Here is a 24,827-nt window from a genome sequence, read left to right as displayed (position 1 = left end):
GCGCTCACCGCCGCGCCGTGAACTCCTCTATGCGCGCGAGGGTTTCGGCCGTTCCGGTGTGCACATGCCCTGCCATCCCCAGCGCCTGCGCGGCCTCGACGTTGCCGGGGGTGTCGTCGACGAACAGCGCCGCCGCGGGCTCGATTCCGAGCGGCCGCAGCGCGATCTCGTAGATCCGCCGGTCCGGCTTGGCGCATCCGACCTCGCAGGACAGGACGACGTGGTCGGCGATGTCCAGGAGACCGCCGTCCGCCATCCGCGTGCGCAGGCCGGGCCAGGTGTTGCTGACGACGGCCGTCGGGACGCCCCGCCCCCGCAGGCCGCGCAGGCACGCCACGAGCGCCTCGTCCCAGGTCTCCCTCGCCGCCAGGTCCCGGCGCAGCTCGGCGATCACGTCCGGCCCCGTGCGAAGCCGCTCACCCACGGTCTCCCACCACGCGTCCGCGCCGACCCGGCCGATGAGGACCCCGGATTCGTCCCCCTCGTACAGCGCGGCCATGAAGGCGGCGGCCGGGAGCCCCAGCCGCCTGCCCCAGGCGGCAGCGGCGGCGGGCAGGTACTCGCGGACGAGCACACCGCCGACGTCGATCAGGACGCCGCGGGCATGCGGGCTGACAACGCCGCGGGCATGCGGGCTCACGCGGACGTGCGGGCTCACGCGGACGTGCGAGCTCACTCGGGCGTGCGAGCTCATGAGGCGTACCTTCGCCGAGCCACGCCTTCGCCGAGCCGTGCCTTCACCGTCAACGGCCGCCGCGTCAGCCCTTGCCCTGGCGCTCCTTCTTCGCGAGGCGGCGCTTCTGCCGCCCCGTCAGTTCCCGGCGGTTGCCCTGCCGTTTGTACGCGGCGATCCGCTGTTCGTTCTTCACCGGGCCTCCCAGCTCGGGCCGTTCCCGCATCGGGGAATCCTCAACTGCCGGGCATGGTACGACAGTTCAGCGATGCGCGACCCGTCTCGACCGCAGCACGCGCGCCGCTTTTCCGCACCCGTCACCACCCCGTCACCACCCCCATCACCGCCCTCATCGCCACACCGGCTTCCGGGCCCTTTCCCGCACGTTCTTGCACGCCTCTTGGCTCGGCACCCCCGGTGCCCAACACTGACCCGATGACGCAGCGCGTGGAACTCGCCGCCGTGATGGACCGGTTGGCCATCGACTCCCTCATCACCGAGTACGCATTGACCGTCGACGACGGCGACTGGGACGCCTACCAGGGGCTCTTCACCCCGGACGGACGCGCCGACTACAGCTCGGCGGGAGGCATCGACGCGAGCGCCGCCGAAGTGGCCGGATGGCTGGCCGGGACGATGGAGCTCTTCCCGATGCGCCAGCATCTGATCGTCAACAGGAGGCTGCGGTTCGGGACGCTCGACCAGGACATCGGCGACATCGCGCAGGTACAGGCCGACTACGTGAACCCGATGCGCTTCACGGCACGGGAGGGCGAGAGCGGCAGCAACAGCGGCGCATCGGAATCCTCGGCCCCGGACTTCATCTGCGGCGGCCGGTACGCCTTCACCACGCTGCGTACGCCCCAGGGCTGGCGGCTGCGCCAGGTGACCGTGCAGGAGAAGTGGCGCCAGGTACAGGAGCGCTCCCGGGACCACACGCCCACCTGAGCAGGGGCGCGGTCGGCGCACTGTTCTAGATCGTCCGGGGCGCGCACACTGGAGGAACGACCGGGCGTCGGGGCCGAGGGAGGCGCTGCATGGATCAACTCAGCGACGACCGGGACCGGCGGCGGCCACGCCTTTCGGGCGCCTTTTCGGGCGCCTCACCGGCGGGGCTGCTCGCCTCGGCATCGAGGCTGCCCGCAGCCGCATCGGGGGTACTCGCCTCGGCCCGATGGCGCGGCGTCCTCGCCGTCCTCGCCGGCGCCCTGCCCGCCCTCGCCTTCCCCGCCCCGTCGCTGTGGTGGTTCGCCTGCATAGCGCTCGTGCCCTGGATCCTGCTCGCCCGCTCGGCGGCCACCGGGCGCAGGGCGGCGCTCGACGGCTGGCTGGGCGGCCTCGGGTTCATGGTGGCGGTGCACCACTGGCTGCTGCCGAGCCTGCATGTGTTCACCCTCGTCATCGCCGCGCTGCTCGGCCTGCTGTGGGCGCCGTGGGGCTGGCTGGTGCGGCGGCTCCTGGGCGGGGTGGCGTCGGCCGGGCGGACCGCGGCCGCGCTGGTCGTCCTGCCGTCGGCCTGGCTGATGGTCGAACTGGTCAGGTCCTGGGAGGGGTTGGGCGGACCCTGGGGGCTGCTCGGCTCCAGTCAGTGGCAGGTGGACCCCGCCCTGCGCCTCGCGTCGGTCGGCGGGGTGTGGCTGGTCAGCGCCCTGATCGTCGCCCTGAACACCGGCATCGTGGCGCTCGTCGTGGCCCACGCCGCACGCCCGCACGGAACGCCACGTACAACGGGGACGTCACGTACACCCGGGACGTCACGTACGACGACGACGGCCCGGACCGCCCCCGCCACCGCCGCTGCCACCGCCACCGCCGGACTCGTGGCCGTCGCCGCCGTGACCACCTCCGCCTGGGCGTGGGCACCGCGCCCCGAGCCGGCGGGCTCGATGCGCGTGGCCGTGGTCCAGCCCGGCGTCATCGACGGGGTCGGCGGCCCCGACAAGCGGCTCGCGCGCGAGGAAGAGCTGACCCGCGGTCTGGCGGGCCGGGACCTCGACCTCGTCGTCTGGGGCGAGAGCAGCGTCGGCTACGACCTCGCGGAGCGCCCCGACGTCGCGCGGCGGATAGCGGCGCTGTCCCGGGAGGTCGGCGCCGACATCATGGTGAACGTGGACGCGCGCCGCTCCGACCGGCCGGGCATCTTCAAGAGCTCCGTCCTCGTGGGCCCCCAGGGCCCCACCGGCGACCGCTACGACAAGATGCGGCTCGTCCCCTTCGGCGAGTACGTCCCCGCACGCTCGCTCCTCGGCTGGGCGACGTCCGTGGGGAAAGCTGCGGGCGAGGACCGCAGGCGCGGCGAGCGTCCGGTCGTGATGAACGTAGGGGACGGCCTGAAGGTCGGCCCGCTGGTGTGCTTCGAGTCCGCGTTCCCCGACATGAGCCGTCATCTGACGCGCGAGGGCGCCCAGTTGCTGCTCGCGCAGTCCTCGACCTCGACGTTCCAGTCCAGCTGGGCGCCCGAGCAGCACGCCTCGCTGGCCGCGATACGGGCCGCCGAGACCGGCCGCCCGATGGTGCACGCCACCCTCACCGGCGTCTCCGCGGTCTACGGCGCGGACGGCGAGCGGGTCGGAGCCCCGCTCGGCACCTCGGCGAGCACCACGGCGACGTACGACATTCCGCTGGCCACGGGCGTCACGCCGTACGTCAGGCTGGGCGACTGGCCCCTGCACGCGGCCCTCGCGGTGCTCGCTGCGCTCTGCGCGACGCTGGGAGTGCGGTCCCTGCGGGGACCCGCGAAGGGGCGGTTCAGGCGGCCTGCTCCTGAGCCGCACGGACCACGCGCTCGCACAGCTCATGGGTCGCCAGCGCATCCCGGGCACTGAGCACCTTGCCCGCGCGCACGGCGTCGAGGAAGGCGAGCACGACCTGCTCGATGCCGCGCTGGCGGGCCACCGGCACCCAGTCGCCGCGCCGCCGCACGCTGGGCTGGCCCTTGTGGTCGATGACCTCGGCGAGGTTGAGCACCTGCCGCTTGGTGTCCTGGCCGGACACCTCGAGGATCTCCTCGGTGGAACCGCTCAGCCGGTTCATCATGCCGATCGCGGTGAACCCGTCTCCCGCGAGCTGCAGCACGACATGCTCCATGAGCCCGTCCTGCATGCGGGCGCGCACGCCGACGTGGTCGATCGGTCCGGGCGCGAGGAAGCGCAGCGTGTCCACGACGTGGATGAAGTCGTCGAGGACGAGCGTGCGCGCGTCCTCGGGCAGGCCGACGCGGTTCTTCTGCATCAGGATCAGCTCGCGCGGGTGCTCGACGCACTGCGCGTAGCCGGGGGCGAAGCGGCGGTTGAAGCCGACGGCCAGGCTCGTCGCGCGCTCGTCGGCGAGGCCCACGAGCCGCTCCGAGTCGGCGAGTTCGTACGCGAGGGGCTTGTCGACGTAGGTCGCCACGCCCGCTTCGAGCAGCCGGGTCACGATCTCCGGGTGGGCGGAGGTGGAGGCGTGCACGAAGGCGGCGTCGATGCCCTGGGCGAGCAGCGCGTCCAGGTCGGTGTGGCAGCGCTCGTCGGGGATGTGGTGGACGCCCGCGACACGGGCGAGCGTCGCGGGCGTGCGCGTCTGCAGGTGCAGCTCGACCCCCGGCAGGGTGGTGAGCACAGGCAGGTACGCCTTCTCCGCGATGTCACCGAGTCCGATACAGCCGACCTTCACCACTGTCCCCTGTCTCCTCTGCCGCTTCGTTCCGCCGCTGTTTCCTACGGCTGTGTCCTACGGCTGTGTTCTACGGCTGTGTTCTACCGTTGTGCGAGTTCTGTTCCCGCAGCATACGGCTGCTGCGGCGGGCGCCAGTCGGCGATGGAGGCGAAGCTCCGCAGGATCAGGTTCGGGCCGAGGCGGGCCGCCGCGGCGATGAGGTTGTTGCGTACGGCGATGAGCGGGGCGCTCGTCAGATGGTTCATGCGGGCGGCGCGCGCCGCCTGCCGGACGATCGCCGTCGTCCGCGGCACCCGCACCGCGCTGTAGCCGGCGAGACCGGCGGCCAGGTCGCCTCCCGGGGCCACGTGGTGGGCCAGGACGACGGCGTCCTCGATGGCCTGGTTGCCGCCCTGGGCCAGGGTGGGCGCCATGGCGTGCGCGGCGTCGCCGATGAGGGCGACACGGCCCCGGTGATAGCGCACGAGGGGCGTGCTCATGTGGCGCACGTCGTTGCGCAGGATGTCCTCGGGGCGTGCGGCGGCGATGATCTCGGGGATCGGGTCGTGCCAGTCGGCGAAGCGGCGCGTCAGCTCGGCCTTCTCGCCGTCGGGGCTGCGGCCGCCCGCGGGGACGGTGGCGGTGGCGTACGCGTAGATCCTGCCGTCCTTGAGCGGATGGGTGCCCCAGACGCCGCCGTGCCCCCAGGTCTCGTGCGGTGCGAAGGGGCGGTCGGGGGCGGGGGCGATGAGGCGCCAGGCCGTGAATCCGGTGTACGTCGGCTGCGGGTGCGCCGGGAAGAGGGCCGAACGCGCGGCAGAGTTGATGCCGTCGGCACCGACCACGAGGTCCGCCTCGACGTCCCCGTCGTCGGTACGGACGACGGCCCTGCGGTCGGCCGCTCCCGGGTCGGCGAGCTCGGCCCGCACTCCGGTGCGCAGGGCGTCGGCGGGCAGTGAGGCGACGAGCAGCTCGACGAGGGTCGCGCGGTGCACGAGGACGAGCGCGCCGCCGAACTCCGCCGCGGTCGCCGCGGCGCTCGTCCGCACGAGCCAGCGCCCGTTCTGCGCGCGCATCCCCCCGTCGCCCTCCCAGGCGGCCAACTCGCGGACCCGGTCACCGAGGCCCAGGACGTCCAGGGCGCGCTGGGAGTTGGGGGCGAGCCCGATGCCGGAGCCGACGGGCTCCAGGGTGGCGGCCCGCTCCAGGACGGTGACGCGCCAGCCCGAGCGGTGCAGGGCGATGGCGGAGGTGAGGCCGCCGATGCCGCCGCCGATGACGACGGCGTGGGGCTGGTGGGGCTGGTGGGGTGGTTGATTGGGGCGGTTGGGTCGGTTGGGGCGGTTGGGTCGGCGGGACCGATGAGCCTGGTGGGGCTGTGCCATGACTCCTCCTGAAGCTCAAGCACTACACCTGTAGTAGATGGTGCGCGCCGACCGTACTACACCTGTAGTGATCGGGGATAGGGTGGGTTCCATGACCGCACGCCGAAGCAGTACGGGGCCGCCGGGGCCGCCCCGCAGCGAACTGATCGCCGACACGGCGCTGACCCTGCTCGCCGAGCGCGGCATGCGGGGGCTGACGCACCGGGCCGTGGACGAGGCCGCGGGGCTCCCGCAGGGCTCGACGTCGAACCACGCGCGCACTCGGCTGGCGCTCCTGGAGGCGGCGGTGAGCAGGCTGGCGGAGCGGGAGGCGGACGTCCTCACCCCCGCCGAGCTGCGGAACCTCATGTCCGCCGACGCGATCACCCGCGAGCCCGTGATCACATCACTCGCCCTGGTGATGCACCGCTACCTGACCGGCGACAGCCGCCACCTGCTGATCTCCCGCTACGAACTGGCCCTGGAGGCAACCCGCAGACCGGAGCTGCGCGCCTACTACGACGCGGCGGGAGCCCAGTTCAGAGAGCCACTGGTGGCGTTGATGCGAACCCTGGGGTCCCCGGCCCCCGAGCGACACGCGCTGTCTCTCGTCGCCTGGACGGAGGGCCTGCTGTTCTCCCACGTGGCGGGCTCGTACCGCACCCCGCCCCCCACGGAGGAATCCCTCCGAACCGGCCTCCGCGAACTCCTACAGGGAATGCTCCCCAAGCCATAGCTCCCCACCCACCCACCCGCCCGTTCACCCGGCAGCGCCAGGGGGAGGTAGCACCGGGGCGGCCCTACGCCGACGGCCGGGAAACGCCCCGCGAAGCGGCAAGGCAAGCAAGCACAGCACCACGGGGCAATCGGGCGGGGTGGGCGCAAGAATCGCGCCGCGAAACAACTGGGCAGGCACGACACCCTGTCACCGCCGGGTGATCGGGTGGGCGGGCGGGAAAATGGCGCCGCGAAGCGGCGAGGCAACGAAGGCACCGCCGGGTGATCGGGCAGGAAAGCCACGCCGCGGAAACGGCACGGCGCCCCCTCACCGCCGGGTGATCGGGCGGGCGGGTGGGGAACTCGCGCCGCGCAGCGGCAAAGCGTGGCACCGCCGGGTGACCGGGTGGGTGGGGGAGATCCGCCGCGAAGCGGCAGAGCGTGGCACTGCCGGGTGATCGGGTGGGTGGGTGGGGGAGATCCGTCGCGAAGCGGCGGGACGGCGGAGTCAACCCGCAGACAAGCCCCCCCCAAGCCCCCACCACGGAGCACAGAACCGACACCCCAGGCCACAAGACCCCCGCTCCCCCCGCCGGCCAGAGGCGCACTCACCCATGCGGGCCAACTTCCCCCCGTTCCCTCGCCGAATGCACCCCCCAACCCTCAGAGTTGCGCGAATGCACCGAACCACGACCACCGCCACACTCCTGGTCTCCGTGGCGGTCACCGCCGTCTCCGGCTGTGTGAGCGTCGAGCGGCAGCCCGCTCAAGGGCCGTCCGCCGCGAGCGCCCCGCCCCCGGCGCCCCGCCCCGACGGCGACTCCCGCCCGCGGGTCGTGGAAGCCCCCGCCCGCGAGGCGCTGGAGCTCATCGGAGCACCCCGCGACCCGGCGCCCCGCGCCACTGGGACCGCCCCGACCGTGCCCGCCGCACCTCCCCGCACCGCGAGCCCCGCGCAGCGCTCCGCCCCGCCACCACACCGCCACGGTCACCGCCCCGAGGCCGCCGACCCGCCCGCGCTGCCCACCGCCGTACCGACGAACGTGGACCCCTGCGCCCTGGGCAAGCAGTACGGCGGCTGGCAGCCGGGCAGCCCCGAAGCAGTCATCTGCGAGGACGCCTACGGCCATTGACCGCACGGCCCGCACGCCCGCAACACAACCGCCCCTCCCACCTCACCTCACCCACTCCACTTCACTCCACCTCACCTCACTCCACCTCACTGCCCTCCCCCAACTGCAACTCCAGCCGCCCGATGGCCGCCCGAACCCCGTCCCCGTACCCGTCGTCCCCCAGTGCCCCGACCGCCCCGCGCGCCCGCCGGATGTGGTTGCGCGCCGCCTCGGGGCGCCCCAGCTTCGCGTAGTCCGCAGCGAGGTTGAGGTGCAGGGAGGGGTAGAAGCCACGGACCGCGATCGAGTCGTGGTGTTCGTGCAGGCGCTCGTCCGTGAGCTCGTCCGCCGCCGACAACGCCCGCAGGTCCCACGCCAGTTCGTCCGACGGGTCCTCCTGCGTGTCCGCCATGTAGTGCGCGAGCGTGCAGCGGTGCAGCGGGTCGCCCTCCTCGCCGATCTCCGACCACAGGCCGAGGAAGCGGCCCTGCGCCTCCTCGCGATCACCCCCGTGGTGCAGCATGACCGCCTGCCCGATCCGGGTCATCACGACGTCTTCCGCCGCCTGCTCCTGCTGCTCCGCCACCGGATCCTCCACACTCGTACGCCGTACGCCCATCGCGCGAACCGCTCTCGACGCTATCCGCCCCCACCGACAATCACGGTCAGGCGCGATCGGCCGCGAGGCGCTCACGCATACCGCTGGGCCAGGCCGGTGACGGTCGCGGCCAGCTGGGCGCGGAGTTCGGGCGGGCCGAGCACCTCGGCCTCCAGACCGAGTCTGAGCAGGTCGCTCACGGCGACCGGCAGCGTCTCGACCTCCAGGTCGACCACCCGCCAGCCGTCCGCGTCCGGCGCCGCCGCCTTCTGAGCGGCCCGTGTCCCGGCCGACCCGAACAGCGCGGGCAGCAGCCGAAGCCCTGCCGGGGAGAGCCGCACACGCGCCGTGCCCCGCAGCACGCGCGCCCGCAGATCGCGGGAGGCCGTCTCCCAGTAGGCGGCCAGATCGAATCCGGCGGGACACTCGGAGGGCTCGTCCGCCGCCGTGGCCTCCAGGAAGCGGGAGACCCGATAGGTGCGTACGGTGCCGTCGGCCGACGCCACCAGATACCAGTTGCCCGCCTTGAGGACGAGCCCCAAGGGGTGCAGCTCGCGCCGCACTTCGCCGCCCCACCGCTGGTAGTGCGCCCGCAGCACCCGTCGGCGCCACACCGCGTCGGCGACGACCGACAGCAGCGGAGCGGGATCGGCCGTGCGGAACCACCCCTCCGCGTCCAGGTGGAAGCGCTCCTGGATCCGCCGGGACCGCTCACCCAGCCCGGCCGGGAGCGCCGCGCCCAACTTGAGCTGCGCGGTGACCAGTTCGGCACCCAGGCCGAGGTCGGCCGCGGCCGCCGGCATGCCCGCGAGGGCGAGGGAGTCGGCCTCGTCGTCCGTGAGACCGGTCAGCCGGGTGCGGTAGCCGTCCATCAGCCGGAAGCCGCCCGCCGGACCGCGCTCGGCGTACACGGGCACACCGGAGGCGGCCAGGGCCTCCGCGTCCCGGTAGACGGTCCGCACGGAGACCTCGAGCTCATCTGCGAGCTCGGGCGCGGTCATGCGGCCCCGGTTCTGGAGCAGCAGGAGCAGGGCGAGAAGCCGGTCGGCGCGCATGGGACCCAAGTCTGCACCGGTACCTGACAGAAGGTGTCAGGTACCGGTGAAAGGCTTCCTCTCAACAACCACCGACCACCCCACCACCCCACCGCGCCACCGAGCCATCACGCCACCCGAGTCACCGAGTCACCGAGTCACCGAGAAAGGCATCAAATGGCCACGGACCCCAACACCGACACCAGCACCAGCACCAACACCGGCACCGGCACCGGCACCTTCACCTTCACCCACTGGGACGAGAAGCCCGTCGCCGGAGCGGACGGCGGCACACGCATCGCGCACGCCGCCGTCACGAACGACTTCACCGGTGCCATCGAGGCCACCGGCACCTCCTGCCAGTACACGCTCGTGTACACCGACGAGACCACCGGCTCCTTCGTGGGGCACGAGTTCATCGCGGGAAGCGTCGACGGCCGCACGGGCTCGTTCGTCCTGGAGCAGCGCGGTTCCTTCGGTGCCGACGGCACGATCACCTGCGCGCTCTCCGTGCACCCCGGCTCGGGAGCGGGTGATCTCGCGGGCCTGAGCGGCACCGGGTCCTTCACCGCGCGGCACGGCGACTCCACCGTGCCCTACACCTTCACGTACACCGTCGGCTGAGGTCAGCCGAGATCCGGAATGCGCCAGTCGATCGGCTCGTGCCCCTGCGCCGCCACCGCTTCGTCGATCTGCGTGAAAGGGTGCGAGCCGAAGAACTTCTTCGCGGAGAGCGGCGAGGGGTGCGCGCCCTTCACGACCACGTGCCGCTCCTCGTCGATGAGCGGGAGCTTCTTCTGTGCGTAGTTGCCCCACAGGACGAAGACGGCGGGGTCGGGGCGGTCGGCCACCGCGCGGATCACCGCGTCGGTGAACTTCTCCCAGCCCTTGCCCTTGTGGGAGTTGGCCTCTCCCGCGCGGACCGTGAGCACCGCGTTCAGGAGCAGGACGCCCTGCCGGGCCCACGGCATCAGATAGCCGTTGTCCGGCACGGGGTGGCCGAGCTCCTCCTTCATCTCCTTGTAGATGTTGCGCAGCGAGGGCGGGGTCTTCACGCCCGGCCGCACGGAGAAGCAGAGGCCGTGCCCCTGTCCCTCGCCGTGGTACGGGTCCTGGCCGAGGACGAGCACCTTGACCTGGTCGTACGGCGTCGCGTCGAGCGCGGCGAACACTTCGTCACGCGGAGGGTAGACGGGACCCTTCCCCCGCTCTTCCTCGACGAACTCGGTGAGCTCCTTGAAGTAGGGCTTCTGGAGCTCCTCGCCGAGGACTCCGCGCCAGGACGCGGGCAGCATGGCGATGTCGGTCACGTCAACAACCTCCGGTGTGCGGTCACTTCTCACCGCAGAACCTACCGGCGGCCACTGACAATCGGCCCGACCCCCACTTCCCGACCCCCACTTCCGTGCCCCGGCGCCCTCGCCCCTGCCGCCCCCGGCCTCCGCTACCAGCTGGTCTTGCGCTGCAGCTCCCACATCATCATGATCGCCGAGGGGTCGAGGGCGCGTTCGCCGCCCGCGATCTCCTCGCTCGCCATGATGTATTGCTTGCCCTGCCACAGCGGGAGCAGCCGCACGTCGTCGACGAGGAGCTGCTGCGCCCGCTCGAAGTCGTCGGCCACCGCGCCCCGGTCCGGCTCACGGCGTGAGCGCGGCAGCACCTCGTCGGTGATCTCCCGTGCCGGGTAGGGCGTGTTGAGCACGTTCTTCGTGCCGATGAACGGCGCGATGAAGTTCTCCGCGTCGGGGAAGTCGGGGAACCAGCCACGGCCGAAGACGGGGTACTCGCGCTTCTTGGTGCCCGCGTCGAACTCGGTCCAGGGACGGCCCTTCAGCGTGATCTTGAAGAGGCCCGACTCCTCAAGCTGCCGCTTGATCTCCTCGAACTCGCCCTCGGTCGCCGAACCGTAGCGGTCGGTCGTGTACCAGAGCGTGAGCGGCACCGGTTCGTTGATGCCCGCGCTCTTGAGGATGTTGGCGGCCTTGGCGGTGTCGGGGTCCCCGTAGTCGTCGAAGAAGCCGGTGCCGTGCCCCGTGAGGCCCTGGGGGACCATGGAGTACAGCGGCTCGACCGTGTCCTGGTAGATCTTGTGGGCGATGGCCGGGCGGTCGATGACCTGGGCGAAGGCCTGACGGACCGGCTTCTTCCTGGCCCAGGGGTCGTCGGGATTGAACACCAGGTAGCGAATCTCGGTGCCCGAGCCCTCGACGAGCTGGATGCCCTCGCGCGCGTGCTTGTTGGCCTGCATCTCGACGATGTCCTCCGCCGCGAGTCCGCGGAAGGTGACGTCGATCTGCTTGTTCTTCAGGGCCTCGACCATGGTGGCCGACTTCTTGAAGTAGCGGATCGTGACGGCGTCGTTCTGCCGGTCGGCCGCACCCTTGTAGTGGGTGTTCTTGACCAGCTCCGCCCGCTCGCCGGGCTTGTACGACTCCAGGGAGTAGGGCCCCGAGCCCGCGATCGAGGTGCCTTCGCGGAGCTTGTCCGCCGGGTACTCGCCGGGGTCGACGATCGACATGGCGGGTGTGGAGAGCACGAACGGGAACGTGGCGTCCGGCTTCTTGAGCCGGAACGTGACCGTCCGGTCGCCCTTCGTCTCGACCGAGTCGAGCGATCCGAGCAGACCGGTCGGTCCGCCCTTCACGTCGATGCGCCGCATCCGGTCGAAGGTGTACTTGACCGCCTTCGCGTCGAGCGCGTGACCGTCGGAGAACTTGAGGTCCTCCCGCAGCTCGCAGGTGAAGACCTTGTTCGTCGCGTCGGTGAACTTGCAGGACTCGGCAGCGTCCGGCTCGGGCTCCGCCGCCCCGCTGGGGAAGCTCAGGAGGGTCTGGAAGACGTTCCGGTACAGCTCCCAGGAGCTGTCCCAGGCGGCCGCCGGGTCGAGGGTGCTGGGCGCACTCATCGTGCCGACGGTGATCTGCTGCTCCTCGTCGGACTCGTCCGACGAGAAGACTCCGCACCCCGAGAGCAGGGATATGGACACCAGCGCCGCGGCCGGCCGCAGGCCCCGGCGGGGCAGCCCGGCCAGGCCACGGAGACCCGCCGCCGCCACCAGGCGAACTTCAGTGAACACGCGCACGCTCCTCGATCGGCCATGCCATGGGTCGGGAGACAATATCGCAATGCCCCGCCGGGCCAACTTGCGGCGCCGACGGGGCACTTGATGCGCGTGTACGTCCCTTTTACGTGGCGTACCAGGCGATTGTGCCGCCTTCGTCAGCTGACGCCCGCATTGAGGAAGATGCCGCCATCGACCACGAGTGTCTGCCCCGTGATCCAGTCGGACTGGGCGGACGTGAGGAACGCCGCGGCGCCCCCGATGTCCTCGGGCACACCGAGCCGCCCCAGGGGGTAGGCAGCGGCGGCCTCCTCCTCGCGGCCCTCGTACAGGGCCTGGGCGAACTTGGTCTTGACCACGGCCGGCGCGATCGAGTTGACCCGCACCTTCGGCGCGAACTCGTGCGCGAGCTGCAGGGTGAGGTTGACCATGGCGGCCTTGCTCATGCCGTACGCGCCGATGAACGGCGAGGGGGCGACGCCCGCGACGGACGCGATGTTCACGATCGCGCCGCCGTTCTCGCTCTGCCAGGCCTTCCAGGTCTGCTGGGCGAAGCCGAGCGCCGAGATCACGTTGGTCTCGAAGACCTTGCGCGCCACATTGAGGTCGAGCTCCGCCATCGGCCCGAACACCGGATTCGTACCGGCATTGTTGATAAGGAAGTCGACCCGCCCGAAGGCCTCCATGGCCCGCTCGACGGCGACCGCCTGGTGGGCCTCGTCGTGGGCCTTGCCCGCGACCCCGATGACGCGGTCGGCGCCGAGCTTCTCGACGGCCTCCTTGAGTGCGTCCTCGTTGCGTCCGGTGATGCACACGCGGTCACCGCGGGCGACGAGCGCCTCCGCGATGCCGTAGCCGATACCGCGGCTGGCGCCCGTGATGAGCGCCGCCTTTCCACTGTCCTGCACAGTCATCTCCGCATCCCTCCGGGACAGAACTACCGGTACCGAACTAGTTGAGCGGGCCGCCGGCCACGTACATGACCTGACCCGAGACGAAGCCCGCGGCGTCGCCCGTGAAGAAGGCGATGGCGTTGGCGATGTCCTCGGGGCGGCCCACGCGCTGCACCGGGATCTGGGTCGCGGCCGCGGCCTGGAAGTCCTCGAAGCCCATGCCGACGCGGTCGGCGGTGGACTTGGTCATCTCGGTGACGATGAAGCCCGGGGCCACGGAGTTGGCGGTGACGCCGAACTTGCCGAGCTCCTTGGCCAGGGTCTTGGTGAAGCCCTGGAGGCCTGCCTTGGCCGCGGCGTAGTTGACCTGGCCCCGGTTGCCGAGCGCGGAGGACGAGGAGAGGTTCACGATCCGGCCGAACTTGGCGTCCACCATGTGCTTCTGGATCGCGCGGGACATCAGGAACGCGCCGCGCAAGTGCACGTTCATGACGGTGTCCCAGTCGTTCGCGCTCATCTTGAAGAGGAGGTTGTCGCGGAGCACACCGGCGTTGTTCACGAGGATCGTGGGCGCGCCGAGCTCGTCGGCGATGCGGGCGATGGCCGCCTCGACCTGAGCCTCGTCGGACACGTCGCAGCCGACGGCGATCGCCTTGCCACCGGCAGCGGTGATCTGCGTGACGGTGTCCTTGCAGGCGGCCTCGTCGAGGTCGATCACCGCGACGGCGCGGCCTTCGGCGGCCAGACGCACGGCGGTCGCCGCGCCGATGCCTCGCGCTGCTCCGGTCACGACCGCGACGCGCTGCTCAGTGGTGGACATGCTGGTTCTCCTCGCCCTTGGGATGCGGCTCTACGGTACGCCCCGATGGTGAGCGACCGCTTAGTACCTTCAGCTGAACGAGACGCTAGAAGCCCTGGCACCCGGTGTCAACGGCACACCGGGGCCTGTGATTCTTTACCTCACCAGGAGGTCGAGGAGTCGGTCCACCTCTGCGGCAGGATCCGCCGTGAGGCCCGTGTGCACCGGTCCGGGCTGCACGACGGTCGAGCGCGGCGCGATCAGCCACCGAAAGCGCCGCCCGGCATCGTCCCGCTCGGCCTGACCTGCCCCTTCGCCACCCGCGCAGATCCGCTCGACGGCGCCGAGCGCGGCCCTGATGCCCCCGAGGTCGGCTTCCGGGTCCAGGGCCCGCAGCTTGCCCTCGTCGAGATGGGTACGGGCGGCCACGAAGGACTTGGCGCGGCAGTAGACCACCACCCCCGCGTTGAACTGCTCCCCGCGCTCCACCCGCGGCACGACGCGCACCAGGGCGTACTCGAAGACGTCCCGCTGGATCGAGAGCTGTCCGGTCATCGGGTGGCACCCTTCCGCTGCGGCCCGGAGAGGCTCTCGGGCAGCTGGATCCGTTCGTGGATGGTCCTGGCCCGCGGCAGCAGCGCCGCCACATAGGCGCGGCGTACGGCGTCAGGGCTCTCGAAGCCCGGCTCGTCCACCAGCCACGCGTCGGGCACGTCGGCCGCGGCGGCGGCGAGCAGCTCCTCGGTGACGAGCGGCGCGAGCTCGGCCGCGGCCGTCGCGACGTCGGGCCCGAACGGTGCCAGGGCGTGGTCGGTGGCGTCGTACGGCTTGGCGGCCGCGGTCTCGGCGGTGCGCCAGTTGTGGTGCCAGATCATGCTCGCGCCGTGGTCGATGAGCCACAGGTCGCCGTGCCAGAGGAGCATGTTCGGATTGCGCCAGGAGCGGTCCACGTTGTTGATCAGCGCGTCGAACCACACGACGCGGCCCGCCTCCGCCGGATCGATCCCGTACGCGAGCGAGTCGAAGCCGAGCGCGCCCGAGAGGTACGCCATCCCCAGGTTCAGGCCGCCGCTCGACTTGAGCAGCTCCTGCACCTGCTGATCGGGCTCGCCCAGGCCGAGTACCGGGTCGAGGCGGATCTGCGCGAGGCCCGGCACCCGAAGGCCCAGGCCGCGCGCCAGCTGTCCGCAGATCACCTCGGCGACGAGCGTCTTGCGGCCCTGTCCGGCCCCGGTGAACTTCATGATGTACGCCGCGTACGTTCCCTGGCTGTCCACGGCCTCCACGAGGCCGGGGAGCGATCCGCCCTCCCGCAGGGGCGTGGCGTAGCGAACCGCGGTGACTTCGGTGAGCATTGCCCCAGGTTAATGCCGGTCCGAACGCCGCTCGCGCAACAAGTGCTTGAGCGTTTGAACACAGCGGTGCGCGGCCTCGTACCACCGGACATGACCATTTCGAAGGAACATCTGCCCGCCCCTTCCCGCCGTTCGGTCGTCGCGGCGGCCGGTGTCGTCAGCCTGGCCGCGGCGCTCGCCGCCTGCGGTGAGAGCGACGACGGTTACGACTCCGACCCGGCCGCGGACAAGGCGCCCGAGGAGGGCAAGGAGGGCGAGGAGCCCGCCGGCGCCGCCAGGGCCGTGCTCGCCAAGACGTCGGAGATCCCGGTGGGCGGCGGCAAGATCTTCAAGGAGGAGGGGGTGGTGGTGACCCAGCCGACGGAGGGCGAGTTCAAGGCCTTCTCGAACCGCTGCACCCATAAACAGTGCCCGGTGACGAGCGTCGAGGGCGGCACCATCAACTGCCCTTGTCACGGCAGCAAGTTCTCGATCGCCGACGGGAGCGTGAAGTCCTCCCCGGCGCCGAAGCCGCTGCCCGCCGCCGAGATCACCGTGGAGGGCGAGTCGATCACACTGGCCTAGGGCGCTTCCAGCTGCCGAGAACGTCCTCGGTGGTGGCGATGGTGGCCACCAGGGCGAGCGTGTTGCGGATCATCGCGGGAGCATAGTCGGAGGGGACTCCCGCGATGGCGTCCGACGGCACGACGGCGGTGTAGCCCAGGTTCACCGCGTCGAAGACGGCGTTGGGAATCGCCACGTTCGCCGACACACCGGTCACCACGAGGGTGCGGCAGCCCAGGTTGCGCAGGAGCGGGTCGACGTCCGTGCCCGCGAGGGGCGAGAGCCCGTGCAGCCGCCGTACGACCAGGTCCTCGTCGGCCACCTCGATGGGCGGCGCGATCCGGACGGCCCTGGTCCCGCACAGCTGCTGCACGGGCAGCCGCCCCGCCGCGCGGAAGAGGCGGGCGTTGCGGTTGGCGCCCCGCCCGTCGGGCCGCCGTTCGGCGACGGCGTGCAGGACCTGGACCCCGGCCTGGTGGGCGGCGGAGACGAGTCGCGCGACATTGGCGAGGCAGCCCGAAGAGCGTGCCTCGTCGGCGAGTTCGGGCAGCGCGCTCTCCGTCCCCACCACGCCCTGCTGGCACTCGACGGTCATCAGCACGGTGGTGGCGGGATCGAGGAGTTCCCTGAGCTCTTCGTACGACGGCATGGCTCCCCCTGTCCGGGTCATCCGGGTCGTCCGGGACCGCCGGGGCAACCGGCGCCCGGGATGCGCGGAGGTTAGCGGCCATTGCGCCACGGCGGAAGAGACCGCATGCTTTCCTGACGCACGCAACTGACGCCCAGTCAGTTGCCTTTGTGCGCCCACCCTTTCCACTTGTCGCGGGAGGAACGATGGCCGTCACACAGCGCCGGGGCCGCCGGATCATGATGTCGCCGGGCGAGCTCGACGCGTTCCTCGGCACGGAGCGCACCTGCCGGGTCGCCACCGTGTCCGGCGACGGCGCCCCGCACGTCAGTGCGCTCTGGTTCGCCTGGGACGGCACGTCCCTGTGGCTGTTCTCGATCACCCGCAGCAGGCGCTGGGCGGATCTGCGCGGCAACGGGCGGATCGCCGTGGTGATCGACTCCGGCGAGGAGTACGGAGAGCTGCGGGGCGTGGAGCTGTCCGGGACGGCGGTCTTCGTCGGCGAGTCGCCGCGCGTGGGCGATCCCTGCCCGGAACTCGACGTTCCCGAGCGGCTGTTCAATCAGAAGTACTTCGGCCTCGACACGATGCCGTACGACGGGAAGCACGCCTGGATCCGACTCACGCCCGACGCGATCGCGTCCTGGGACTTCCGGAAGCTGGCGGAGCTGGGGGCCCGCACCTGATCACCCGCCAGGACCGGCCCCCGCCCCCTGGAGCGCCTCCACCGCGGCCCTGATCGACGGCCTGCGGTCCGCGTCCGCGCGCCACACCACGTACACATGACGGTGCACCCGGTGGCGCACCGGGACCGTCCTGACCCCGGCGGGCATCGGATCGCGCCCCAACTGCGGTGCCACGCACACCCCGAGGCCCGCGGCCACCAGCGCGAGCTGGGTGTGATGCTCCTCCGCGCGGTGGGCGATCCGCGGCTCGATGCCCTTGGCGCGCAGCGTGAACATCAGCCACTCGTGGCAGAACTCCCCCTCCGCCCAGGTGATCCACTCGTCGTCCGCGAACTCCTCCAGGTCCACGTCAATGCGGTCGGCCAGCGGGTGCGCCGCGGGCATGGCGACATCGGCGGGGTCGTCCAGGAGGGATGCCTTGACCAGGCCTTCGGGCATCGGCAGCGGCTTGTTGTACCAGTCGAGGACGACCGCCATGTCGATGTCGCCGCGCACCACGGCGGCCACCGCGGGCTGCGGCTCCAGCTCCTGGGAGCGGACGCGCAGGCCGGGGTGGCCGGTGCGCAGCGCGGCGAGCGTGGCGGGCAGCAGACCGCGCATCGCGGTGGGGAACGCGGCGATGCGCAACTCGCCCACGGCCTTGCCGCGCTGCTCCTCCAGGTCGGCCTTGGCGAGCTCCACCTGGGAGAGGATGCGCGCGGCGTGCTCGGCGAGCAGCCGTCCGGCGTCGGTGAGACGCACCCCGCGGCCGTTCTTGGCCAGGAGCTGCTGGCCCACCTCGCGCTCCAGCTTGGTCATCTGCTGGGAGACGGCCGACGTCGTGACGTGCAGTCCCGCCGCGGCTCCGCTGACCGAGCCGTGCCGGGCCAGTGCGTCGAGCGTGCGCAGACGCTCCAGGTTCAACATGTAAGCGATGCTACGCGATACCGGGCAGTTTATTTCGCTTGTCCTACGAGGTCGGCTGCTTCAAGGTGACGTACATGCGCGTCACCACCCCTCCCGGCTCCCTTTCCGCCCCCTCCGCCCCCTCCGTCCCGTTCACCGGCCCCTCCCCCGCCGGTCCGCAGCGCCGCGCCATCGGCTGGCGCCTGCGCTTCGGCATCCTCTCGCTGATCTGGGGCTTCAGCTTCCTGCTGATCAAGGTCGGCACGGAAGGCTACGCGCCGTTCCAAGTCACCCTGGGCCGCCTGGTCTTCGGCACCGCGGTCGTCGCGGCCGTCCTCGTGACCAAGCGCGAGCGGCTGCCGCGCGGCGCACGGACGTGGGCGCATCTCGCGGTCGCGGCGCTGCTGCTCAACGCCCTGCCGTTCTCGCTGTTCGCCTACGCCGAGCTGACGATCCCGTCCACGCTGGCCGGCATCTGCAACGCGACGTCGCCCCTGTGGGGCATGGCGCTCTCCCTGGTCGCGCTCTCCGAGGACCGCCCCACGCGGCGCAGGGTCGCGGGTCTCGGCATCGGCTTCCTCGGCGTGCTCACGGTCCTCGGCGCCTGGCAGGGCTTCAACGGGCTGGACTTCGGCGGTACGGCGATGGCGCTGCTCGCCTCGCTCTGCTACCCGATCGGCTGGATCTACGTGCGCCGCACCCTGGCCGGCTGCGGCCACTCGAACCTCTCGCTGACCGGCGCCCAGCTGCTGATCGCGACCGTCGAACTGGCCGTGGTGACCCCGCTGTTCACGTCCCTTCCCACGCACTTCCCCGTGGTGCCGCTCCTTGCGATCGTGGCGCTGGGCGCCGTCGGCACCGGGGTCGCCTTCCTGATCCAGTACGGCCTGGTCGCCGAGGTCGGGCCGACGACGGCCCAGATGGTCACGTACTTCGTCCCGGTCATCGCCACCGCCGCGGGCGTGGCCGTACTCGGCGAGTCCCTGAGCTGGTCGACGCCGGTCGGCGCGGTGATCGTCCTTGCGGGCGCGGCCCTCACCCAGTCCAGGCCGCGCGACCGCTCCCGCAAGCCCGCCGACTCGTAACGCCGTACGGAAACCGGCCGACTCGTAGGGCCGTGCGGAAACCGGTGGGCTCGTACCGCCGCCCGCCGCCCGCAGCCCGCTCACTCGTAGCGGCGAGCGGGAGCGGGCCCGGTGGCGGAGGCGACGGCGTCCGCCACCGCTTCGATGTCACCGGCGCCGAGCGTCGACACCGTGATCCGCACCCCGGGCCGCGCACCCATCCGGAACCGCGCGCCCGGGGCGACGGCCCACCCCGCGTGCAGCAGCCGGGCGACCGCGCCGGTCTCGTCCGGCACGGGCACCCACACGTTCATCCCGCTGCGCCCGTGCGCCGCGACGCCCCGCTCGGCGAGTGCGGCGATCAGGGCGTCACGCCGCTTCCCGTAGGACGCCGCCACCTGGGCCGGGTCCACCGCCCCGCCCTCCCACAGACGCACCACGGCGCGCTGCGACAGATGGCTCACCCACCCGGGGCCGAGCCGCTGACGCCCTTGCACGCGATCGACGGTGACGGCGTCCCCCGTGAGCAGGGCGAGCCGCAGGTCCGGTCCGTACGCCTTGGCCGTGGAGCGGACGAAGGCCCAGCTGCGGGTCACGCCCGCCAGCGGGTGCAGCGGCAGGTCGACGATGGCGTGGCCGTGGTCGTCCTCCACGAGCAGCACGTCCTTGTGCGCGGAGAGCACCTCGCGCAGGGCACGCGCGCGTGGAGCACTGATCGCGGCGCCGGTCGGGTTCTGGGCGCGGTCGGTGACGATGATCGCCCGCACGCCGCCGCGCAGCGCCTCCTCCACGTCTGCGGGCAGCGGCCCGTCGTCGTCGACGCCCACCGGGACCGTGCGCAGCCCGAGCACCGGCATCAGGTCGAGCAGGCTGCCCCAGCCCGGGTCCTCCACCGCCACCGCGTCGCCGGGCTTGAGGTGCGCGGCGAGCACGCGCTCGATCGCGTCGAGGGAGCCCGAGGTGACGGCGACAGGGCCGTCCGGCACGCCGTCCTCGTCGAGGGCCACGCGCGCGTGGCGGGTCATTTCCGGGTCCACGGCCTCCTCCCCGTACAGCACGGGATGCCGGTCGCCCTCCGCGGCGGCGGCCGCGAACGCCTCGGCGAGCGGCGGAAGCAGCGCCGTGTCCGGATTGCCGTTCGACACGTCGCGCACACCGGCGGGCACGTCCACCCGGATCAGCTCACGCACCGTCGTCGCGGGCTTGGGGCGTACGCGGCTGCCGCGCCGCCCCGCCGTCTCGATCACGCCGCGTTCGCGCAGCGTGCGGTAGGCGGCGGCCACCGTATTGGGATTCACCCCGAGCCGCTCCGCCAACTCGCGCATCGGCGGCAGCAGTTGACCCGGCTCCAGGTCACCGCCGCCCACCGCGCGCTCCACGCTGGCAGCGATCTCAGCTGCACGCCGGCCTTCGATCCGATACTCTCCTAGCACAAACCAGATTATGCACTAGTGCAATGGAGAAGGCAATGAGCGTCGCATCCGAGTCCGGCATCGACACCGGCGTCGAGACCGCCACCGACACCGCCTCGTACGCGCCGACCGACCTGACCGTGCCCACCCGCGGGCGCGACCGCGCCGCGTACGACCAGGAACTGGTGCACGCGATACTCGACGAGGCCTACGTCTGCCACCTCGGCTTCGTGCGGGACGGCTCCCCGATCGTCCTGCCGACGCTGTACGGCCGGGTGGGCGAGCGCCTGTACGTGCACGGCTCGACGGGTTCTAGGCCGCTGCGGATGGCGGGCGACGCCCGGCAGCAGGAAGCCGACCCGGGGCTCGCGGTCTGCCTGACCGTCACCCACGTCGACGGCCTCGTCCTGGCCCGGTCGGCCTTCCACCACTCGATCAACTACCGCTCCGTGGTGATCCACGGCACCGCCCACCAGGTCACGGACCCCGAGGAGAAGCGCGCCGCCCTGGACGCACTCGTCGACCATGTCGTGCCGGGCCGCTCCGCCGACTCCCGCCCCGCGAACGCCAAGGAGCTCGCGGCCACCGCCGTGCTCAGCCTCGACCTCGCCGCGGTCTCCGCCAAGGTGCGCACCGGCGGCCCGAACGACGACCCCGAGGACCTCGACCTGCCCCACTGGGCCGGCGTCGTCCCGCTGCGCAAGGGCCACGACCCGCTCGTCCCGTCGGCCGACCTGTCCCCCGGCATCGAGGCCCCCGACTACCTGATCGAGCTGTGATGCTGATCCACCCCTGGGACGCGCCGCGCTCCGACACCGAGTGGCAGCAGTGGCTGGCCGCCCACGACTTCGGGCAGCTCGCCGTGAACGGCCTGCCCGGAGAGCCCCCGCACGTCCAGCCCGCGCACTTCGCCTACGAACCGGACCACGGCCCGCACGGCCGCGTGATCACCCACCTGGCGCGCCCCAACCCGCTGTGGCCCGCGCTCGAAGCCGATCCGGAAGTGCTGCTCAGCGTGGTGGACGACTACGTGTACGTGCCGGGCCCCTGGCAGGCGCCCCCCGACACCCCGCCCGAGCACGGCGTGCCGACCAGCTTCTACGCCGCCGTCCAGCTCCGGTGCACCGCCCGCATCGTGGACGCCCCGGAGGAGAAGGCCGAGCTGCTCAACCGCCAGGTCGCCCACTTCCAGCCGGAGGGCGGCTCGGCCCCGGCAGCGGTGGGCGAGGCGCCGTTCGGCCGCATGCTCTCCGGCATCCGCGCCCTGTGCCTCGAAGTGACGGACGTACAAGCCAAGTTCAAGTACGCGAGCCACAAGCCGCAGGAGGTCCGGAACAGAATCGCGGCGGGCCTCACGCAACGCGACGGCCCACGCGACAGGGCGGCACACGAACACCAACTGCGCCGCCGCTGAGCGCCCCGTCAGGGTCGCGGGGAGCTGCGCGACCAGCCCCCACCAACCCGCGGACAGAGGGCGGCGCCCGTGGGGCGCGGTCACAAAAGCCGCGCCCCGCGAGCCCTCTCAGGCCACGGCCGCCTCCCGACGCGCCGCGGCCACGCCCCGCGTCTCCGCGACCGCGAGGCCCGTCACCGCGGCCAGCATCAGCAAGGTGCCGACCACCGTCGAGACGGTCAGCTCCTCGCCCAGCAGCACGACCGCGATGACCGCGGCGCTCAGCGGTTCGAGGAGCGTGATCACGGAGACGGTCGCGGACCGGATGACGGCGGCGCCCGCGAAGTACAGCGCGTAGGCGACCGCCGTCGGGATCACGACGATGTACAGCAGGTAGAGGCCCATCCGCGCCGGATCGGCGGCATGCGGGACGAGGCCCTCCACCGCGGCGAGCGGCAGCAGGCAGACGGACACCACGGCGAACGACCAGACCGTCGTGTCGGACGAGTCGGCGCCGCCGTCCCGCCCCCACCACCGCGTGAGCAGCGTCATCGCGGCATACGCGGCCGCCGAGAGCAGCCCCCACCCGACGCCCAGCGGTCGCACGCTGGCGCCGCCGCCGCCCAGGACGAGCACCACGAGCCCGGCGAGGGCCCCGGCCACGGCCACGACGCCGCCCGCCCCGAGCCGCTCCCCCAGGGTGAACCGCGCCCCGAGCGCGATGAGCACGGGCCCGGCACCCATGGTGACCACCGTGCCGACCGCGAGCCCGGTCGACTCGACGGCGGCGAAGTAGGCGGTCTGGAACACGGCGAGGGCCACGCCGGTGGCCACGATCCGCGGCAGCCTGCGCCGCAGCGGCGCGCCCGCGGCGGCGTACGAGAGCCGTCGGCGCGCCCGCACCAGCCGGACGGCGAACAGCAGCACGAAGCCGCCGGCGCAGCGCCAGAAGGACAGGGCGACCGGCCCCATGTCACTGGCGTTGAAGACCAGTGCGGCGGCGGCACCGGCGGTGCCCCAGGCCGTACCGGCGACGATCAGATAGAAGAGGCCGCGTCCGACGGACAGGCCGGAGGCAACAGTCGACACATGCGACACATTCGACACGTGAGTTCTCCGCAGAAAGGAAAAGAAGGTCCTTGGCTCCGTCTGCGGGCAGCGTCGTTCCACCCGGCGACCGGCCGGGTGTGATCCAGGAGGTGCCCGCGCTTAAGCGGCGGGAGGCGGAAGAACGAGCGCGCGTGAATGCATGATCAGCACCCTAGGCGGCGGTGCCGGTCGACGACAACTGCTCTTCCGGCTCCGGAAGGCCGCCCGCGGTCGGCCCCTCCCGGGGCTTGGCGGGCGTGGACGACTGCGCGATGAACGCCCCGACGAGCACCACGGCGCCCCCGACGATCTGCGGCGCCGACAGGTGTTCGCCCAGAATGACCCAGGCCAGCACGGTCGCGATGACCGCTTCCAGACAGGCCACGACGCCTGCCACCTGCGGGGAGAGCCGACGCACCGAGAGCACCCCGGTGACGTAGGCGACGACGGTCGCGACGAGCACGATCCAGGCGATGAGCGTCCACGCGGGAACGGCCGAGCCGTCCATGTCCGCGCTGCCTGCGAGCACCGACCAGTCCATGCCCCACGGCCGCGCCACCACGGTCACCACCACGGCGCCGATCAGCAGTCCGAACGCGATGACGCCGAGCGGGTCGGGAGAGTCGTCCCCCGCGTCGCTGCCCTGGTCGGACAGGACGAAGTAGCCGACCTGGCAGCACGCGGCGCCCAGCGCGAGCAGCAGCCCCACGGCGTCGAAGCTCAGCCCGGCCCACACCTCCACGACACAGGCGAGCCCGCCGACCGCGAGCACCACGCCCACCGCGGCCGCCCGCGTCACCGGCCGCCGCTGCACGAAGCGCACCCAGCCGAGGACGAGCGCGGGCGCGAGGTACTCGATCAGGAGCGCGACGCCCACGGGGATGCGGGAGATCGCCGCGAAGTAGCAGGCCTGGACACCGGCCACGGCGAGCAGGCCGAAGCCGAGCAGCAGCGCGGGCCTGCGCAACAGCAGTCCGCGGTGGCGCCAGGCGACCGGCAGCATCACCAGGGCGGCGCCCGTCACCCGCAGCCACACCACATGCAGCGGGTCGAGGCCCGCCTCGATCAGCGGCTTGGCCGCGACACCCGAACCACCGAAGGCGACTGCCGACCCCAGGGCGAGCCCCAGACCGACGCCTCTCCCGTGGCTCAGCCGCGAGCCTGCCTGTTTCCCCTGAGACGCTTGCACCGGCCCAGCATGTCAGGGCGTGTCATGAGCGTCATCCTCGGTAGACCCTGTCTCAATCCGCGGACGTCTCGGCGTAGGGGTCGGCGTACGGAAACGCGTCGGCGGGCGTCCCGGGGAACGGATCGTCCTCGATCCGCCGCAGGATCGCCCGCGCGTCGACCCCGGCCCGCCCCAGGACCTCGACCGCGCGGCAGTCCGGATCGGCGGCGAGCGCCGCAAGGAGGTCCATGCCGAGGGCACGCGGTTCACCGCGTCGGCCGGCCCGCTCGATGGCCGCCTCCATGGCGGCGGTCGCGGACGGCGACCAGCCCGTCTCCTTCACCGGGGCGGACTGCACGGAGGCGGGGTTGCCCGCCCGCACCAGCGGCACGGCTCCGGAGTCCTCGACCGTCCCCTGCCACTGCAGGCCGTAGCCGATGCTGCGCTGGACGAGATAGCCGAGCAGCCGCACCACGTGCGCCCCGTCGTCGAAGGCCGCCCGCACGTCGGGGTCGGTCTCCAGCAGGGAGTGCAGCAGATGCGCGGTGTCGATCTGCCGGTCCCCGTCGCGCACCGCACGCCGGCGCGCGCCTGCCACCACCGACGCCAGCGCTGCGCTGAGTCGGGAGTCGATGTCTGCTCGGGTCGGGCCGGGCTCGGCGCCCTGCGGGGTACGGCTTTGCACATCTCCCACCCCATCAGCCCCCAAGAGCGCCG

Annotated in this window: 28 protein-coding genes; 10 read left to right on the top strand and 18 right to left on the bottom strand. The window is 72.1% G+C overall.

Features of this window, described 5'->3' with window-relative positions:
- Positions 1–4 precede the first annotated feature (4 nt).
- Complete coding sequence (locus ACZ6ZP_RS35830; RefSeq protein WP_469409985.1) at positions 5–694, bottom strand: HAD family hydrolase; 690 nt, start codon at positions 692–694, stop codon at positions 5–7.
- A gap of 64 nt (positions 695–758) precedes the next feature.
- On the bottom strand, positions 759–899 hold the full coding sequence (locus ACZ6ZP_RS35825; RefSeq protein WP_351169962.1) for a hypothetical protein: 141 nt from the start codon (positions 897–899) through the stop codon (positions 759–761).
- Positions 900–1,108: 209 nt separating this feature from the next.
- Between ACZ6ZP_RS35825 and ACZ6ZP_RS35820 the strand changes: the two genes are divergently transcribed.
- Both ACZ6ZP_RS35820 and lnt read left to right on the top strand, forming a co-directional pair.
- A complete protein-coding gene (locus tag ACZ6ZP_RS35820) occupies positions 1,109–1,621 on the top strand; it encodes a nuclear transport factor 2 family protein (RefSeq protein ID WP_469409982.1) in 513 nt (170 codons plus the stop codon).
- A gap of 89 nt (positions 1,622–1,710) precedes the next feature.
- A complete protein-coding gene (lnt, locus tag ACZ6ZP_RS35815) occupies positions 1,711–3,498 on the top strand; it encodes an apolipoprotein N-acyltransferase (protein WP_469409980.1) in 1,788 nt (595 codons plus the stop codon).
- On the opposite strand, the gene ACZ6ZP_RS35810 is transcribed toward lnt, so the two are convergent.
- Both ACZ6ZP_RS35810 and ACZ6ZP_RS35805 read right to left on the bottom strand, forming a co-directional pair.
- The gene (locus ACZ6ZP_RS35810) at positions 3,422–4,327 is read right to left on the bottom strand and encodes a Gfo/Idh/MocA family protein (RefSeq protein ID WP_351170093.1); all 906 of its coding nucleotides are present in this window, start codon (positions 4,325–4,327) and stop codon (positions 3,422–3,424) included. The two genes, lnt and ACZ6ZP_RS35810, sit on opposite strands and share 77 nt — an antisense overlap.
- Before the next feature lie 83 nt (positions 4,328–4,410).
- Positions 4,411–5,694 (bottom strand): FAD-dependent monooxygenase, encoded by a 1,284-nt coding sequence (locus tag ACZ6ZP_RS35805; protein WP_469409978.1) that lies wholly within the window; start codon positions 5,692–5,694, stop codon positions 4,411–4,413.
- A 91-nt stretch (positions 5,695–5,785) separates the two neighbouring features.
- Here ACZ6ZP_RS35805 and ACZ6ZP_RS35800 point away from each other — a divergent pair, with 91 nt between their 5' ends.
- Positions 5,786–6,409: a TetR/AcrR family transcriptional regulator gene (locus tag ACZ6ZP_RS35800; RefSeq protein ID WP_351169973.1), complete on the top strand. Its 624-nt coding sequence runs from the start codon at positions 5,786–5,788 to the stop codon at positions 6,407–6,409.
- Between the two features lie 658 nt (positions 6,410–7,067).
- A complete protein-coding gene (locus ACZ6ZP_RS35795; protein ID WP_351169976.1) occupies positions 7,068–7,523 on the top strand; it encodes a hypothetical protein in 456 nt (151 codons plus the stop codon).
- A 76-nt stretch (positions 7,524–7,599) separates the two neighbouring features.
- Here ACZ6ZP_RS35795 and ACZ6ZP_RS35790 read toward each other — a convergent pair whose 3' ends face one another.
- Positions 7,600–8,088: a hypothetical protein gene (locus ACZ6ZP_RS35790; RefSeq protein ID WP_351169979.1), complete on the bottom strand. Its 489-nt coding sequence runs from the start codon at positions 8,086–8,088 to the stop codon at positions 7,600–7,602.
- A 104-nt stretch (positions 8,089–8,192) separates the two neighbouring features.
- A complete protein-coding gene (locus ACZ6ZP_RS35785; RefSeq protein ID WP_469409975.1) occupies positions 8,193–9,155 on the bottom strand; it encodes a helix-turn-helix transcriptional regulator in 963 nt (320 codons plus the stop codon).
- A gap of 156 nt (positions 9,156–9,311) precedes the next feature.
- Here ACZ6ZP_RS35785 and ACZ6ZP_RS35780 point away from each other — a divergent pair, with 156 nt between their 5' ends.
- The gene (locus ACZ6ZP_RS35780; protein ID WP_469409973.1) at positions 9,312–9,758 is read left to right on the top strand and encodes a DUF3224 domain-containing protein; all 447 of its coding nucleotides are present in this window, start codon (positions 9,312–9,314) and stop codon (positions 9,756–9,758) included.
- Between the two features lie 2 nt (positions 9,759–9,760).
- Here the strand turns inward: ACZ6ZP_RS35780 and ung are convergent, their stop codons facing one another.
- The 6 genes from ung to ACZ6ZP_RS35750 form a co-directional block, all read right to left on the bottom strand.
- On the bottom strand, positions 9,761–10,444 hold the full coding sequence (gene ung / locus ACZ6ZP_RS35775) for a uracil-DNA glycosylase (protein ID WP_351169988.1): 684 nt from the start codon (positions 10,442–10,444) through the stop codon (positions 9,761–9,763).
- Between the two features lie 134 nt (positions 10,445–10,578).
- Positions 10,579–12,189 (bottom strand): ABC transporter substrate-binding protein, encoded by a 1,611-nt coding sequence (locus ACZ6ZP_RS35770; protein WP_469410192.1) that lies wholly within the window; start codon positions 12,187–12,189, stop codon positions 10,579–10,581.
- Positions 12,190–12,353: 164 nt separating this feature from the next.
- Positions 12,354–13,109 carry an SDR family oxidoreductase gene (locus ACZ6ZP_RS35765; protein ID WP_351169991.1) on the bottom strand — a complete coding sequence of 252 codons (756 nt, stop codon included), beginning with the start codon at positions 13,107–13,109 and terminating at the stop codon, positions 12,354–12,356.
- Between the two features lie 37 nt (positions 13,110–13,146).
- Entirely contained in the window at positions 13,147–13,908 is a 762-nt protein-coding gene (gene fabG, locus ACZ6ZP_RS35760) for a 3-oxoacyl-ACP reductase FabG (RefSeq protein WP_351169994.1), read from the bottom strand.
- A 135-nt stretch (positions 13,909–14,043) separates the two neighbouring features.
- Entirely contained in the window at positions 14,044–14,442 is a 399-nt protein-coding gene (locus ACZ6ZP_RS35755) for a DUF3037 domain-containing protein (protein ID WP_351169997.1), read from the bottom strand.
- Positions 14,439–15,242: a HipA family kinase gene (locus ACZ6ZP_RS35750; RefSeq protein WP_469409970.1), complete on the bottom strand. Its 804-nt coding sequence runs from the start codon at positions 15,240–15,242 to the stop codon at positions 14,439–14,441. Before ACZ6ZP_RS35750 ends, ACZ6ZP_RS35755 begins: the two co-directional genes overlap by 4 nt.
- Positions 15,243–15,332: 90 nt before the next feature.
- Between ACZ6ZP_RS35750 and ACZ6ZP_RS35745 the strand changes: the two genes are divergently transcribed.
- Positions 15,333–15,806, top strand: a complete 474-nt coding sequence (locus ACZ6ZP_RS35745; RefSeq protein ID WP_469409967.1) for a Rieske (2Fe-2S) protein — start codon at positions 15,333–15,335, stop codon at positions 15,804–15,806.
- Here ACZ6ZP_RS35745 and ACZ6ZP_RS35740 read toward each other — a convergent pair.
- Positions 15,793–16,434 (bottom strand): cysteine hydrolase family protein, encoded by a 642-nt coding sequence (locus ACZ6ZP_RS35740; protein ID WP_361469356.1) that lies wholly within the window; start codon positions 16,432–16,434, stop codon positions 15,793–15,795. The two genes, ACZ6ZP_RS35745 and ACZ6ZP_RS35740, sit on opposite strands and share 14 nt — an antisense overlap.
- Positions 16,435–16,619: 185 nt before the next feature.
- Here ACZ6ZP_RS35740 and ACZ6ZP_RS35735 point away from each other — a divergent pair, with 185 nt between their 5' ends.
- Positions 16,620–17,099 carry a pyridoxamine 5'-phosphate oxidase family protein gene (locus ACZ6ZP_RS35735; RefSeq protein WP_469409965.1) on the top strand — a complete coding sequence of 160 codons (480 nt, stop codon included), beginning with the start codon at positions 16,620–16,622 and terminating at the stop codon, positions 17,097–17,099.
- On the opposite strand, the gene ACZ6ZP_RS35730 is transcribed toward ACZ6ZP_RS35735, so the two are convergent.
- A complete protein-coding gene (locus ACZ6ZP_RS35730) occupies positions 17,100–18,005 on the bottom strand; it encodes a LysR family transcriptional regulator (protein WP_383825847.1) in 906 nt (301 codons plus the stop codon).
- A gap of 74 nt (positions 18,006–18,079) precedes the next feature.
- Between ACZ6ZP_RS35730 and ACZ6ZP_RS35725 the strand changes: the two genes are divergently transcribed.
- A complete protein-coding gene (locus ACZ6ZP_RS35725) occupies positions 18,080–19,069 on the top strand; it encodes a DMT family transporter (RefSeq protein WP_469410191.1) in 990 nt (329 codons plus the stop codon).
- An 80-nt stretch (positions 19,070–19,149) separates the two neighbouring features.
- Here the strand turns inward: ACZ6ZP_RS35725 and ACZ6ZP_RS35720 are convergent, their stop codons facing one another.
- Entirely contained in the window at positions 19,150–20,481 is a 1,332-nt protein-coding gene (locus tag ACZ6ZP_RS35720; RefSeq protein WP_383825850.1) for an aminotransferase class I/II-fold pyridoxal phosphate-dependent enzyme, read from the bottom strand.
- 35 nt (positions 20,482–20,516) lie between these two features.
- Between ACZ6ZP_RS35720 and ACZ6ZP_RS35715 the strand changes: the two genes are divergently transcribed.
- Together ACZ6ZP_RS35715 and ACZ6ZP_RS35710 are read left to right on the top strand one after the other, a co-directional pair.
- Positions 20,517–21,239: a pyridoxamine 5'-phosphate oxidase family protein gene (locus tag ACZ6ZP_RS35715; RefSeq protein ID WP_361469360.1), complete on the top strand. Its 723-nt coding sequence runs from the start codon at positions 20,517–20,519 to the stop codon at positions 21,237–21,239.
- Entirely contained in the window at positions 21,239–21,874 is a 636-nt protein-coding gene (locus tag ACZ6ZP_RS35710) for an FMN-binding negative transcriptional regulator (RefSeq protein ID WP_351170020.1), read from the top strand. The genes ACZ6ZP_RS35715 and ACZ6ZP_RS35710 overlap by 1 nt, the downstream gene beginning before the upstream one ends.
- A gap of 108 nt (positions 21,875–21,982) precedes the next feature.
- On the opposite strand, the gene ACZ6ZP_RS35705 is transcribed toward ACZ6ZP_RS35710, so the two are convergent.
- From ACZ6ZP_RS35705 to ACZ6ZP_RS35695, 3 genes are all read right to left on the bottom strand, one after another.
- Positions 21,983–22,942, bottom strand: a complete 960-nt coding sequence (locus ACZ6ZP_RS35705; RefSeq protein WP_469409961.1) for a DMT family transporter — start codon at positions 22,940–22,942, stop codon at positions 21,983–21,985.
- Positions 22,943–23,114: 172 nt separating this feature from the next.
- Positions 23,115–24,131, bottom strand: coding sequence for an EamA family transporter (locus ACZ6ZP_RS35700; RefSeq protein WP_351170026.1), 1,017 nt, complete (start codon positions 24,129–24,131; stop codon positions 23,115–23,117).
- A gap of 52 nt (positions 24,132–24,183) precedes the next feature.
- Positions 24,184–24,795 (bottom strand): Clp protease N-terminal domain-containing protein, encoded by a 612-nt coding sequence (locus tag ACZ6ZP_RS35695; RefSeq protein ID WP_361469369.1) that lies wholly within the window; start codon positions 24,793–24,795, stop codon positions 24,184–24,186.
- Between the last annotated feature and the right edge of the window lie 32 nt (positions 24,796–24,827).

The organism is Streptomyces sp. NPDC054047 (assembly GCF_055585065.1).
This window is presented reverse-complemented; position numbering and strand designations above follow the sequence as displayed.